Annotated in this window: 9 protein-coding genes; 7 read left to right on the forward strand and 2 right to left on the reverse strand. The window is 64.2% G+C overall.

Annotated features, from left to right (window positions below; all coding sequences use genetic code 11):
• Nucleotides 1–115: 115 nt before the first annotated feature.
• The 6 genes from prfA (at nucleotide 116) to LB553_RS23435 (ending at nucleotide 8,409) form a co-directional block, all read left to right on the forward strand.
• Nucleotides 116–1,195 carry a peptide chain release factor 1 gene (prfA, locus tag LB553_RS23410; protein WP_224516662.1) on the forward strand — a complete coding sequence of 360 codons (1,080 nt, stop codon included), beginning with the start codon at nucleotides 116–118 and terminating at the stop codon, nucleotides 1,193–1,195.
• Nucleotides 1,188–2,057: a peptide chain release factor N(5)-glutamine methyltransferase gene (gene prmC, locus LB553_RS23415; protein WP_224516663.1), complete on the forward strand. Its 870-nt coding sequence runs from the start codon at nucleotides 1,188–1,190 to the stop codon at nucleotides 2,055–2,057. The genes prfA and prmC overlap by 8 nt, the downstream gene beginning before the upstream one ends.
• A 313-nt stretch (nucleotides 2,058–2,370) precedes the next feature.
• On the forward strand, nucleotides 2,371–3,378 hold the full coding sequence (locus tag LB553_RS23420; protein WP_224516664.1) for a DUF4167 domain-containing protein: 1,008 nt from the start codon (nucleotides 2,371–2,373) through the stop codon (nucleotides 3,376–3,378).
• Nucleotides 3,379–3,601: 223 nt separating this feature from the next.
• Nucleotides 3,602–6,208: an ATP-dependent chaperone ClpB gene (gene clpB, locus LB553_RS23425; RefSeq protein WP_224516665.1), complete on the forward strand. Its 2,607-nt coding sequence runs from the start codon at nucleotides 3,602–3,604 to the stop codon at nucleotides 6,206–6,208.
• A gap of 116 nt (nucleotides 6,209–6,324) precedes the next feature.
• On the forward strand, nucleotides 6,325–6,690 hold the full coding sequence (locus LB553_RS23430; protein ID WP_224516666.1) for an MmcQ/YjbR family DNA-binding protein: 366 nt from the start codon (nucleotides 6,325–6,327) through the stop codon (nucleotides 6,688–6,690).
• Nucleotides 6,691–6,876: 186 nt separating this feature from the next.
• The gene (locus LB553_RS23435) at nucleotides 6,877–8,409 is read left to right on the forward strand and encodes a L,D-transpeptidase family protein (protein ID WP_224516667.1); all 1,533 of its coding nucleotides are present in this window, start codon (nucleotides 6,877–6,879) and stop codon (nucleotides 8,407–8,409) included.
• Here LB553_RS23435 and LB553_RS23440 read toward each other — a convergent pair.
• Nucleotides 8,383–9,015, reverse strand: a complete 633-nt coding sequence (locus LB553_RS23440) for a TMEM175 family protein (protein ID WP_224516668.1) — start codon at nucleotides 9,013–9,015, stop codon at nucleotides 8,383–8,385. The genes LB553_RS23435 and LB553_RS23440 overlap by 27 nt on opposite strands.
• 213 nt (nucleotides 9,016–9,228) lie before the next feature.
• Between LB553_RS23440 and LB553_RS23445 the strand changes: the two genes are divergently transcribed.
• Nucleotides 9,229–10,782 (forward strand): MFS transporter, encoded by a 1,554-nt coding sequence (locus LB553_RS23445; RefSeq protein WP_224516669.1) that lies wholly within the window; start codon nucleotides 9,229–9,231, stop codon nucleotides 10,780–10,782.
• Nucleotides 10,783–10,885: 103 nt separating this feature from the next.
• Here the strand turns inward: LB553_RS23445 and LB553_RS23450 are convergent, their stop codons facing one another.
• Entirely contained in the window at nucleotides 10,886–12,865 is a 1,980-nt protein-coding gene (locus LB553_RS23450) for a M23 family metallopeptidase (RefSeq protein ID WP_224516670.1), read from the reverse strand.
• Nucleotides 12,866–13,306 lie beyond the last annotated feature (441 nt).

A 13,306-nucleotide genomic window follows, 5' to 3' on the forward strand; every position in this document is an offset into this window, starting at 1 on the left:
TGGCGATTTTCTGCGCTTCCGGTGCTCATGTACCCAAATGTACATTCCGCTCCGGTTCTCGAAACTCCCCATTTTCGACTCGCCCTGACGTGAATTCCATCGAAGTTCGAAGACCATGATCAACCTGCCCCGCGACCGTATGGATCAAGTCGTCAAGCGTTTCGACATGCTCGAAGCGCAGATGTCGGCCGGACCCGCCGCCGATCAATATGTGAAGATGGCTTCGGAATATGCCGACATCCAGGAGATGGTTGGCAAGATCCGGGCGTTGCGCGCCGCCGAGCAGGAACAGGCGGACCTCGAGGCGATGCTGGCCGACAAGGCGACCGACGGCGACATGCGGGCGCTGGCCGAGGCGGACCTGCCAGAGGTCGAGAGCCGCATCGAGGCGTTGCAGAAAGACATCCAGATCCTGCTTCTGCCCAAGGACGCGGCCGACGAGAGGAACGCCATCCTTGAAATCCGCGCCGGCACCGGCGGCGATGAGGCGGCCTTGTTCGCCGGCGACCTGTTCCGCATGTATGAGCGCTATGCCGCCTCGCGCGGCTGGCGCTTCGAGGTGGTATCGGCCAGCGATGGCGAGGTCGGCGGCTACAAGGAAATCATCGCCTCGGTGTCGGGCAAGGGCGTCTTCGCGCATCTGAAGTTCGAATCCGGCGTGCACCGCGTCCAGCGCGTGCCGGAAACCGAAGCCGGCGGGCGCATCCACACCTCGGCGGCGACGGTAGCCGTGCTGCCCGAAGCCGAGGAGGTCGATATTGAGATCCGGGCGGAAGACATCCGTATCGACACGATGCGCGCCTCGGGCTCCGGCGGCCAGCACGTCAACACCACCGATTCGGCGGTGCGCATCACCCATTTGCCGACCGGCATCATGGTGGTGCAGGCGGAGAAGTCGCAGCACCAGAACCGGGCGCGCGCGATGCAGATCCTGAGGGCCCGACTTTACGATCTCGAGCGCAGCCGCGCGGATGAGGAGCGCTCGTCGTCGCGCAAATCGCAGGTCGGGTCGGGCGACCGGTCGGAGCGCATCCGCACCTATAACTTCCCGCAAGGGCGCGTCACCGACCACCGCATCAATCTCACGCTCTATAAGCTCGACCGGGTGATGATGGGCGAGCTCGACGAGATTATCGACGCGCTGATCGCCGACCATCAGTCTAAACTGCTTGCCGATATGAGCCTCGATGGCTGATCGACTGCCTGCCGCGCTAGGGCCGCTGCTCAGGGCGGCGCGCGAGCGTCTGGCCGCCGCCGGCATCGACGATCCGGCGCTCGATTCCCGGCTGATCGTCGAACATTTCTCCGGCACGACCCGCGCCCGGGCGATTGCCGAGCCGGGGCACGAGGTGGGTTCGGCGGCGCTTTCGGCCGTTGAAGCGGCCCTGAGGCGTCGCGTCGCAGGCGAGCCGGTGCACCGCATCCTCGGCTACCGCGAATTCTACGGTTTGCGCCTGTCGCTGTCGCCGGAGACGCTGGAGCCCCGGCCGGACACCGAGACGCTGGTCGACGCCGTCTTGCCCTTCGCCCGGGCAACGGCCGAAAGGCTGGGCGAATGCCGTATTCTCGATCTTGGCACGGGCACCGGCGCCATCGCGCTGGCGCTGCTCAGCGCCGTTCCGGCGGCGACCGCGACAGGCGTCGACATTTCGCCCGACGCATTGGCGACTGCAACCGGAAATGCCCAGGATCTGGGGCTTGGCGAGCGCTTCAAAGCCTCGCATTCCAACTGGTTCGAAAAAGTTTCGGGCCGCTACCATGCAATTGCCTCGAACCCTCCCTATATACCTAGTCGAGAGATCGGAAATCTGCAGGACGAGGTCCGCGATTTCGATCCCCATCAGGCCCTGGACGGCGGTGTGGATGGTTTGGACCCCTATAGGGTCATCGCCGCCGGCGCGGCAGGATTTCTGGAAACGCAAGGCAAGGTAGCGGTCGAGATCGGCTACACGCAGAAAAACGAAGTCAGCGGGATTTTCGCGGCAGCCGGCTACAGGCTTGCCGGCGCCTACCTGGACCTCGGCGGCAATGACAGAGTTCTGGTGTTCGAGCGTTGAAAGCCCTGATGCAGTGCGAAAAAACCGCTTGGCAATACCAGGGAATGCAGCTAGGGTCCGGCTCAACCGGATGAGACGAAGCAGGCAGTGCTCCCAGCGATTCGGTTTTCCTTGGAAATAGCTGCCTTCTTGCGCAAACGACGCCCAAGCTTCGTGCGGGAATCATTCGGCAAGTGATGTAACCGGAACAGGATGGCACGTGGCGCCAACGCAATTGATGCGGGCGAACGCCGGTGAAGAGACGAAACGGCTGGCTGCATGAGCGCCTCCGTTCGTGAAGAGTTTTTCGAAAATTCACTATGAAGAGAGTCTAATGAGGCCACAACAGCAGAACAGGCGCATGCGCGGTCGCAACAACAATGGCGGCGGTGGCAACAACAACAACCGCAAGGGGCCGAATCCCCTGACCCGCACTTACGAGAGCAACGGCCCGGACGTGAAGATCCGCGGATCGGCTCAGCAGATCGCCGAAAAATACGCCACACTCGCCCGTGACGCGCAAAGCTCCGGCGACAGAGTAATGGCGGAGAACTATCTCCAGCACGCCGAACACTACAATCGCATCATTGCCGCCGCACAGGCGCAGATGCCGATCCAGAACGTCCCGCAGAACCGCGACGACTTCGACGACGATCTCGATGAGGATCGCGACGAGTTCGACAATGCCGGCAATAGCGGCGGCGCCGAGGCGCCGGCGAACGGCTCCGGGCCGCAGCCAGTGATCGAAGGGACGCCGGCGGAACTCGCCTACAACCCGGAAGGCGGCCGCGACAACAACAATCGCCGCGACAACAACCAGCGCGACAACGGCGGCCGCGACCGGCATCGCGACCGCCGCAACGGCGGCTACGGCCAGAGCGGCCAGCGTGGCGAAAACGCCCAGCGCGGCGAGCAGGGCGGCCAGCAGTTCGATCAGAACCGCCGCAACGAGGCGCAGCCCGAGGCAGCCGGCGAGGCCGGACCCCAGGGTGAGCAGGCGCCGCAGTTCGACGGTTTCTCGCCGGCCGCGCTCGCAGCCCAGGCCGAGCTCAACGAAGCCGCGAATGGCGGTCGCCGGCCACGGCGTCCGCGGCGCCAGCGCGGCAGCTATGCCGAGCAGGCCGGCAGTGACGAGCAGGGCAAACAGCCGGAGGGCTTGAACCCCGAAGCCGGCAGCCCCGAAAGTTCAAACGAAACGCGCAACGCGGCGGGCAATGGCGACCCCGCCGGCGCCAGGCCGGCCGAGGAAGCGGACCGGGCGATCGGGCCTGTCGCCAGCGAGCCGACGCCCGTTGCCGGCGAAGCTCCCGGCGAGCCTGTCGCCGCCGACGCGAACGACTGATCCGGGCCCCATTTCAGGCATTGCGAACGGCGGAGAGCGATCTCCGCCGTTTTCGTTTGTGCGCGCCCTGGAATATTCTGCTTTGATGACATCAAGGCGCCTTGAGCGAGCGCAGCCCATACACCATATCTCGGCTGAACAGGGCTCGGCTCTCATGGGCGGGTTCCGTCACCGCAATCTGATCCGGTGCCGCAAAGCGGGCCGGTGATGGAAGGAGACAGGCATGAATCTTGAAAAATACTCAGAGCGCGTGCGCGGCTTCATCCAGTCTGCGCAGACCATGGCGCTCTCCCGCAATCACCAGCAATTCACCCCCGAACATATACTCAAGGTGCTCGTCGACGATGACGAGGGCCTTGCCGCGTCCCTGATCGAGCGCGCCGGCGGCGGCGTCCGCGACGTCAAGCTCGGCGTCGAGGCCGCACTCGAAGCCATGCCCAAGGTCGAAGGCGGCAATGGCCAGCTCTATCTGGCCCAGCCTCTCGCCAAGGTGTTTTCCACCGCCGAGGACCTTGCCAAGAAGGCCGGCGACAGCTTCGTCACCGTGGAGCGGTTGCTGCAGGCGCTCGCCATGGAGAAGTCGGCCAAGACCGCCGACATTCTGTCCAAGGCAGGTGTGACCGCGCAAGCGCTCAACCAGGCCATCAACGATATCCGCAAGGGCCGCACTGCCGACTCGGCTAGCGCCGAGCAGGGCTATGACGCGCTGAAGAAATACGCGCGCGACCTGACCGCCGACGCCCGTGCCGGCAAGCTCGACCCGGTCATCGGCCGCGACGACGAGATACGCCGCACCATCCAGGTGCTGTCGCGGCGCACCAAGAACAATCCCGTGCTGATCGGCGAGCCGGGCGTCGGCAAGACGGCGATCGCCGAGGGCCTGGCGCTGCGCATCGTCAATGGCGACGTGCCGGAATCACTGAAGGACAAGCAGTTGATGGCGCTCGACATGGGCGCGCTGATTGCCGGCGCCAAATATCGCGGCGAGTTCGAGGAGCGGCTAAAGGCCGTGCTCAACGAGGTCACCTCGGCCAGCGGCAACATCATCCTGTTCATCGACGAGATGCACACACTGGTCGGCGCCGGCAAGGCGGACGGTGCGATGGACGCGTCGAACCTTTTGAAGCCGGCGCTTGCACGCGGCGAGCTGCACTGCGTCGGCGCCACCACGCTCGACGAATACCGCAAGCATGTCGAAAAGGATCCCGCCCTTGCCCGCCGTTTCCAGCCCGTCTTCGTCGACGAGCCGACGGTTGAGGACACCGTCTCGATCCTGCGCGGCCTGAAGGAGAAATACGAGCAGCACCACAAGGTGCGCATCTCCGATTCCGCGCTGGTGTCGGCGGCGGCGCTTTCCAACCGCTACATCGCCGACCGCTTCCTGCCGGACAAGGCCATCGACCTGGTCGATGAGGCGGCGTCCAGGCTGCGCATGCAGGTCGATTCCAAGCCCGAGGCGCTGGACGAGATCGACCGCCGCATCATGCAGCTCAAGATCGAGCGCGAGGCACTGAAGGTGGAGAAGGACGAGGCCTCGAAGGACCGCCTTGCCCGGCTGGAGAAGGAACTCGCCAGCCTTGAGGAGGAATCGAGCGAGCTGACCGCGAAATGGCAGGCCGAAAAGCAGAAGCTCGGCCTTGCCGCCGACCTGAAGAAGCAGCTCGACGAGTCGCGCAACGAACTGGCGATCGCGCAGCGCAAGGGCGAGTTCCAGCGCGCCGGCGAGCTTGCCTACGGCAAGATCCCGGAGCTCGAGAAGAAGCTCAAGGAGGCCGAAGCGCAGGACGGCAAGACCGGCATGGTGGAAGAGGTGGTCACGCCCGACCATGTCGCGCATGTCGTGTCCCGCTGGACCGGCATTCCGGTCGACAAGATGCTGGAAGGGCAGCGCGAGAAGCTCTTGCGCATGGAAGACGAGATCGGCAAGCGGGTCGTCGGCCAGGGCGAAGCCGTGCAGGCGGTGTCCAAGGCCGTGCGCCGCGCCCGCGCCGGACTGCAGGACCCGAACCGGCCGATCGGCTCGTTCATGTTCCTCGGACCGACCGGCGTCGGCAAGACCGAACTCACCAAGGCGCTGGCCAGCTTCCTGTTCGACGACGAGACCGCGCTGGTGCGCATCGACATGTCGGAGTTCATGGAGAAGCACTCCGTCGCCCGGCTGATCGGCGCGCCTCCCGGCTATGTCGGCTATGAGGAAGGCGGTGCGCTGACCGAAGCGGTGTGGCGCCGGCCCTATCAGGTTGTGCTGTTCGACGAGATCGAGAAGGCACATCCGGACGTGTTCAACGTGCTCCTGCAGGTGCTCGACGACGGCCGGCTGACCGATGGCCAAGGCCGCACGGTCGACTTCCGCAACACGCTGATCATCATGACGTCGAACCTCGGCGCCGAATATCTGGTCAATCTCGGCGACGACCAGGATGTCGACGCCGTGCGCGACGAAGTGATGGCCGTGGTGAAGGCCTCGTTCCGGCCGGAGTTCCTCAACCGCGTCGACGAGGTGATCCTGTTCCACCGGCTGCGCCGTCTGGATATGGACCGTATCGTCGAGATCCAGCTCAAGCGGCTGGAGAACCTGCTTACCGATCGCAAGATCACGCTGGCGCTGGATCATGACGCGATCGAGTGGCTGGCGTCGAAGGGCTACGATCCGGCTTACGGCGCCAGGCCGCTGAAGCGGGTGATGCAGAAGGAGCTGCAGGACCCGCTGGCGGAGAAGATCCTGCTCGGCGAGATCCTCGACGGTTCGACCGTCAAGGTCACCGCGGGCTCCGACCGGTTGAACTTCCGCTCGAAGCCGACCGTGGTGGCGACGGAGGCCGCCGCCTGATTCGGGCGAGCTTGAATGAACGCGAAGCGCGTCGCACCGGACTGGTGCGGCGCGCTTTTTTATTGTCAGTGACTGCGCATAATCAGCTGCCGATTCGGATGACAGGGAAGAACTCGATGAAGCTCGACGATTACAACGGCTTCTGCGCGTCATTGCCCGCCACGACGCATGTCGTTCAGTGGGGCGGCGCCCATGTCTGGAAAGTCGGCGGCAAGGTGTTCGCCATCGGCGGCTGGAACGAGGGCGGGCAGCTTTTCGTCACCTTCAAATGTTCCGAGATGGCCTATGATGTGCTGAAGGATCAGCCGGGCTGCCGGCCGGCGCCCTATCTTGCCTCGCGCGGCATGAAATGGATCCAGCGTCAGACAAGCCAAAGCATGGATGATGCGGCGCTCGAGGACTATCTGCGCGAAAGCCACCGCCTGGTCGCCTGCAAGCTGACCAAACAGGCGCGCAAGGAATTGGGGCTTGCCGCGCCCTAAGGATCTTATGCATGTCGTTCTCGCAAACCGCGCACTTTTGCCTGACATGCACCAGCGGATATTCCTCGAGGCACCGGAAAACCGCCATCTTCATGCCCGGTTCATATTGGAACCTTAGTCTGGGTAACTGGTTTGCTGGCAAAGGTTCGCCCGCCAGGAGCCTCGTCGACCGGAGAGCTAGACCCCATGCTGCGCTTGATCTTTTCCCTTTCGGCACTCGCGGCCGGGCTGGTGTCTTCCAGTGCGTTCGCCACGCCGGGCGTGGACGGTGGGCCGAGTGCGCGTCCGGCCGAGCGCGGTGCGCTGGTGCTGGCGCAGGAAGGCAATATCGACATCTATTACGACGCCAGGGGCAACCGCGTGCTGGTCGATGCCGACACCGGCAAGGTGATCGCCATCCAGCCGCCGGGGAGTAGGCTCGATCGCCGCGCGCTTCGCCGGCAGCTGCGCATGCAGGAACTGGGCCGCGCGCCGGCCGAGGACGACGACCGCTATTATCTCGACAACCCCGAGGACATGGCGCGCTTCCGCCGTCGGCAATTGGAAGAGAACGGCCGTGTCATCCCGCCGCCGGTCGATGAATACGACGACAATTCCGTCGATGCCTATCCGCCGGCGCCCAACAATGATGAAGGCTACGCCACCACCTATCCGGAGTCGCCGAAGTCCGACACCATCAAGCGCCAGCCGCTGAACGAAGCGTCGATCGACCCGGAGCAGCCGGGCCAGGGCGAAGTGCTTCAGACCAATCCCGACGCCCAGCCGTCGCTGCCGCCGGACACCGGCGGCAAGGCCGCGGTCGATCCGTCGCTGTCGCTAGGGGTGCGCCAGGACGTTGCCGCGCTGCAGGTGCTGCTCGATCGCGGCGGCGCTTCGCCGGGCGTGATCGACGGGCGCTTCGGCTCGAATGTCGACAAGGCGCTGGCCGCCTACAACGAAATAAACGGCACCAATCTGAAATCCACCGATGCAGTCGGCATCCAGGCGGCGCTTGCCAAGTCGGGCGGCGACGCCTTCGCCTCCTACACGATCACGCCGGAAGATGTCGCCGGCCCTTACGTCGCTTCGATACCGGAGGACTACAGCCAGAAGGCCAAGCTCAACTGCATGTGCTACACCTCGGTCACCGAAGCGCTGGCCGAACGCTTCCACATGGACGAGACCTACCTGAAGTCGATCAACAAGGGCGTGGACTTCAATCGCCCGGGCACGATGATCAAGGTCGCCAATTTCGGCAAGCTGGTCTCGACGCCGGTAACGCGTATCATCGCCGACAAGACCAAGAAGGAAGTCTACGCCTATGATGGCAGCGGCAAGCTGGTCGCGGCCTATCCGGCGACCATCGGCTCGGCCGACACGCCGTCGCCGACCGGCATCCATGCCGTCTCGCGCATCGCGCTCGACCCGAACTACACCTACAACCCGAACATCAATTTCAAGCAGGGCCAGAACGACAAGATCCTGACCGTGCCGCCAGGACCGAACGGTCCGGTCGGCTCGGTCTGGATCGCGCTTGACAAGCCGACCTACGGCATTCACGGCACGCCCGATCCCTCAAAGATCGGCAAGACCGAGAGCCATGGCTGCGTGCGCCTGACCAACTGGGATGCACGCGAGCTTGCCAAGCTGGTGTCGCCGGGCGTCACCGTGGAGTTCGTCGGCGGATCAACAATCGCGGATGTCGGCGGGACCTCAACCGATGAGTTTACGCAGCAGTAAGGTTCGCGGCGCCGCGGCATAGATGAGCTGCACCAGCAGGATGAAGCCTATGCTGAGCAGCGGCGTGATCAGGCAAAGCGCCGCGCCGACCGCCCACAGGATCTGCGCCTTGACGATGCGATTATAGACGGTGCGTCGCGTCTCCGCATCGACATCCTCGGCGATCATGCCGTTCTTGTCGGCATACCACCAGCTCGCGAACAGCGTGCCGCCCAGCATCAGCAGATTCAGCCAGTAGACCAGCACCGCGATCCTGAACTCGAGGAAATCGGCCAGGAGGTCGGTCGAGAAGGGCAGCAGGGCGATGAAGGCGAGAAAGCACAGGTTCAATGTCGCGAGCCTGCGGTCCGACTTTGCGATCAAGCCATGTTGGGCCTGCTGGCCGAACCAGAAGATGGTCAGCGTCAGGAAACTCAGCGCATAGGTCAGAAAGCGTGGCGCCAGCGTCAGGATCGCGGCAAGGAGTTCGCCTTCCGAATGCACAGCCTCATGCGGCGGCACCCTGATCTCCAGCACGATCAGGGTCAACGCGATGGCGAAGACGCCGTCGGTTATGCCGACGATGCGTCCGCGTCCTTCCGCCGACGGTTCGAGCGGTCGCTTCATGGCTTCCCCCTTCCTTCACGCGCAACGTTGGAACCTAGCACGTGATCGGCGGTTTGCATCAGGATTGGCGTCTCCCATGGGGCTCCGGTCAAAAGAGATAGATGTCGCCGAAACCGCTTCACAGTTTCGGCATGCTCCAATGTCATCTGGTTTCAAGAACAGCGATGCTCTGGCTTGTTGTTGCGCAACGGCCGGAGGGCTAAGCAGAGATTCATGTCATCCGCGAACGAAACCACTGCCGATTCGCATTCGCCCGCGCGGGCGAACGGTACGTTCTGTCCTCAGGCGCGGCGAAAATTCGTGCTGGTGGCGGCAATCCTCGCTTCGGCGCTCGGTTTCATCGACGGGTCGATCCTGGCGATCGCCATGCCGGCGCTGCGCGCGGATCTCGGCGCCAGCCTGGCCGAGGCGCAGTGGATTTCCAACGCCTATGCGCTGACGCTCTCGGCGCTCATCCTGGCGGGGGGCGCTGCCGGCGACCGGTTTGGCCTGCGGCGCGCCTTCGTGACCGGCATCGCGCTGTTCATCGCCGCCTCGCTCGCCTGCGCGGTGGCGCCGGATCCGGCCATATTGATCGCCTTCCGCGCCATCCAGGGCATCGGCGCGGCGATCATGGTGCCGGGCAGCCTTGCCATCATCGCCAAAGCCTATCCGAAGAAGGAGCGCGGCCGGGCGATCGGCATCTGGGCCGCCGCATCGGCGCTGACCACGGCGCTCGGTCCCGTTCTGGGCGGCTTCGTCCTGACGACTTTCGGCAATGGGGTCTGGCGCGCGATCTTCGCCATCAACCTGCCGCTTGGACTGATCTCGATCTATCTGCTGCTGGCCAAGGTGCCGGCCGATAAGCCGACCGAAAAACGCAGCCTCGATCTTGGGGGCGCGGGGCTGGCGACGCTTGCGTTCGGCCTGCTCGCCTACGGGCTGACGGCCATGAATGCTGAAAGCGGCGGAATGCTGTCGACACCTGCGATCGTTGCCGGTGTGGTTCTGCTCTTCGTCTTCATCCTTTACGAGTTCAGGCAGCGCGATCCGATGATCGATCTCGGCCTATTCCGGGCCAGGGCCTTTGCCGGCGCCAATCTGGCGACGTTCTTCCTCTATTTCGCGCTGTCGGCCGATCTGTTCTACCTGCCGATGCTTTTGATCGCCGGCTGGAGACTAAGCGAGGCCGAGGTCGGTTTTATCTTCCTGCCGCTGTCGGCGTCGATCGCGCTTTTGTCGGGGCCGGTCGGCCAGTGGTCGGATCGGATCGGTCCGCGTTTCCCGATCGCCAGCGGCAGCATGGTCGTCGCCGTCGCCTTCGGCGGGCTCGCGCTGCTTGCTCATTTCGGCATCCACCATTTCTGGGCCGGGACCTTTCCGCTGATGGCGCTGATGGGGCTCGGCATGGCGCAGGTCGTGTCGCCGCTATCGACCGCGGTCATGACGTCCGTCGAGGACAAAGATACCGGCGCAGCTTCCGGCATCAACAATGCGGTCTCGCGCGTTGGCGGCCTGATTGCGGTGGCGGCGATGGGCTCGCTGGCGGCCTGGGTTTATGCGCGGATGACCGGCCGTGCCCCCGGCATGCCCGGTTTCGGCGAGCCGCCCGCATCCGGACTTGCCGCCAGTCTCGACGCGGCCAGGGTCGCGGCAAGCGATTCGGCGTTCGCCGCAGTCGCGGCGGTCACGGCTCTCCTTTGCGTGCTTGCTTCCCTCACCGCCTGGTTCACAGTACCCGGACAGGCATCGCCATGGCCGCGGCAGACAGACGATTCGCGCGATTAGCTAGAGCAATCCGAGGCAAAGTGGGAGCGGTTAAGCCGACTTCGCCCTAGCCTTCCGTCCGCTATTGCGTCGAAACAAAGAGGTAGAGCGGTTCCGGAACGGCTCAGTTCGGAAGCTGCGAATCAGTCTTGGCGCTGGCAACCTTCAGCGCATTGCCGTCTTCCTGCTTCAGAAGATCGTCGATGCGCTCGCGCTCTTTCTTGAAGGCGACGAGATCGTCGCCCTTCAAGACCTTGCCGACCGGCAGGCGCACGCGCATCGAATCGACCTTGGTGCCGTTGACGATCAGTTCGTAGTGAAGGTGCGGGCCGGTAGAGAGGCCGGTCTGGCCGAGATAGCCGATGACCTGCCCCTGCCGGACATGAACGCCTTCCTCGATGCCTTTGGCGAAAGCGCTCTGGTGGTTGTAGGAGGTCTCGTAACCATTGGCGTGGCGGATGATGATCTGCTTGCCGTAGCCGCCGGCCCAGCCGGCCTTCTCGACGACGCCGTTGCCGGCGGCGATGATCGGCGTGCCGATCGGCGCTGCCCAGTCAGTGCCGGTGTGCATCCGGACGTAGCCAAGGATCGGGTGCCGGCGTGCCCCGAAGCCGGAGGTGAAGCGCCCATTGGGCAGCGGATTGCGCAGCAGGAACTGCTTGGCGCTGCTGCCGTTCTCGTCGAAATAGTCGACGCTGCCGTCCTGCATCTGGAAGCGATAGAAGTTGCGTGTTTGTCCGCCGAAGGTCGACGAGACGTAGAGAAGCTCGGAGCCGTCGGAAGCTTGGTCGTCGCCGTCAGGTTGCGAGAACAGCACTTCGAGGCGGTCGGAAGGCGAGAGCCGCGACTGGAAATCCACCTCGGAAGCGAGCAGCTTGATCAGCTTCTGCGTCATCGCTTTCGACATGCCGTAGGAATAGGCGGTGCGGTAGATGCCGTCATAGACATTGGGCAGGTTGCCGCGCACCACGACGGGCTGCGAATCATCGAACGCCGTCAAAAGCTCGGGATTTGGCTCGGGCTCCTGCGCCGGCACATACTGGCCGCGATCGTCGAGCGCGATGGTCACGATATGCGTGGTCTTGTCATAGACGCTGGTGCGCACGACCTTGGCTATGTCGCCGCGCACCTCGAGGCCGACGCGCAGCACCGTTCCGGCCTTCAGCGCCGGGGCGTTCAAGAGCTTGCCGATCGCCTCGGCCATGCCAGTCGCGTCATCGCCGGTGTAGCCCGAATCGGCAAAGGCCTCGGCGATGTCGGTATCCCTGGTGAAGGGGATGATCTCCTCGGCGAAGGCCGGCGCCTGATCGTCCTGCATGGCGCGCGGCGCCACCGAAACATTTTCCTGCGTGATCTTCACGTCGTAGGAGCCGGCCATCGATTCGGCGAAGGCATCGCCGAATCGCTGCGGGTCGACATAATGCAGCGCGGCGACCTGAACGGCGCCGTCGCTCAAGCCGTTGCTGGCGTCCCGCACCACCTTTTCCACCTCATTGGCGGAAAGGTCGCTCTTTTCGTCGAAGGAAGCCGTCTCGATCGGAAAATCGACCGTCTTCAGGCTCATCTCGCTTTCGACCTTGGCGCCGTAGATCTGTCCGGCGGCCGCGGTGGCCGTTGCCGGCTGCGCATTGTCGTCGCCGTCGTCGCCGAACACCTGCATCGGGTCGAATGGCGGGTAGGGGCGGTTGGTGGTGTGGCCGGCGGCCAAGGCCATCTTGATCTGCACGAACGGCATGGTGTGGATAACATCGCGGTCGCCGACTTTGGTGACCATCGATACTTCCATGCGGCGCCGATCCTTGGCCCGGGCGATCTGGCGGGGTGCTACCAGCCTTGTGGTCTTTGCCTGCTCGCCGGAATCGTCGCCGTCACCGGCAAGGCCGATGAGCTCGGCGATTTCCGGCGGGGTCGCCAATTGCTGGCGGCCATCAAGGGCGGCGAACAAGGCCACGCCCATCAAGACACTCGACGTAACGCCGGTGAGGAACGTGCCCGACAGCCAGCGGGCCGAGACCTCGCGGCGGTCGGGCGGACCGCTGCGGCCGTCCGCGATCAGCGGCGGCTCGTTGCCGAGTTCGGCTATGACATCTTCCGTGTCTGGCATCCAGAAAGGCTGCTTCTTCCCCGGGCGAACGGCTTGTCGTTATCGTTGCGGCCATGACATTTGCCTGTCACGGCGGTTGAAGTCAACGAAACGGCAGGCCGGGGCCGATATCCCCAATCATGCGTTCTGCGCGCGGCGCTCTTGTCGTCTGTTGCGGTCGTCTGTCCTGGGGCGCCTCGCGCATACGCGCGCGCCTTCCTTGTACGGGCCGGTTTCACGCCCCAATGCGGCGGCAATAGGGCCTCGTTGTGGATGACCCAAGGGCTGCCGCAAGGGCAGTCGGCTACCGAAAAGGCGCTTCGCAAAATTCGTCGCAAAAAATTCAAAAAAGTTGGAAATCGGTGTTGACGCGTCGAGGGAGGTCCGACTATATACGGCCCACGAACGAGGGCGGTGCGCCGCTGGCGACGAAGAAGTTTGCTTCTAGGTCTGCCCTCTGCG

This window comes from Mesorhizobium sp. CA8 (assembly GCF_020164955.1).
Classification (GTDB): Bacteria; Pseudomonadota; Alphaproteobacteria; order Rhizobiales; family Rhizobiaceae; genus Mesorhizobium.

What these genes read in the sequence shown, in the direction of transcription:
- LB553_RS23435 (WP_224516667.1), top strand. Translation starts at nt 6,877, where the DNA reads ATGCTGCGCTTGATCTTTTCCCTTTCGGCACTCGCGGCCGGGCTGGTG.
- clpB (WP_224516665.1), top strand. Translation starts at nt 3,602, where the DNA reads ATGAATCTTGAAAAATACTCAGAGCGCGTGCGCGGCTTCATCCAGTCT.
- LB553_RS23445 (WP_224516669.1), top strand. Translation starts at nt 9,229, where the DNA reads ATGTCATCCGCGAACGAAACCACTGCCGATTCGCATTCGCCCGCGCGG.
- LB553_RS23430 (WP_224516666.1), top strand. Translation starts at nt 6,325, where the DNA reads ATGAAGCTCGACGATTACAACGGCTTCTGCGCGTCATTGCCCGCCACG.
- LB553_RS23450 (WP_224516670.1), bottom strand. Translation starts at nt 12,865, where the DNA reads ATGCCAGACACGGAAGATGTCATAGCCGAACTCGGCAACGAGCCGCCG.
- LB553_RS23420 (WP_224516664.1), top strand. Translation starts at nt 2,371, where the DNA reads ATGAGGCCACAACAGCAGAACAGGCGCATGCGCGGTCGCAACAACAAT.
- prfA (WP_224516662.1), top strand. Translation starts at nt 116, where the DNA reads ATGATCAACCTGCCCCGCGACCGTATGGATCAAGTCGTCAAGCGTTTC.
- LB553_RS23440 (WP_224516668.1), bottom strand. Translation starts at nt 9,015, where the DNA reads ATGAAGCGACCGCTCGAACCGTCGGCGGAAGGACGCGGACGCATCGTC.
- prmC (WP_224516663.1), top strand. Translation starts at nt 1,188, where the DNA reads ATGGCTGATCGACTGCCTGCCGCGCTAGGGCCGCTGCTCAGGGCGGCG.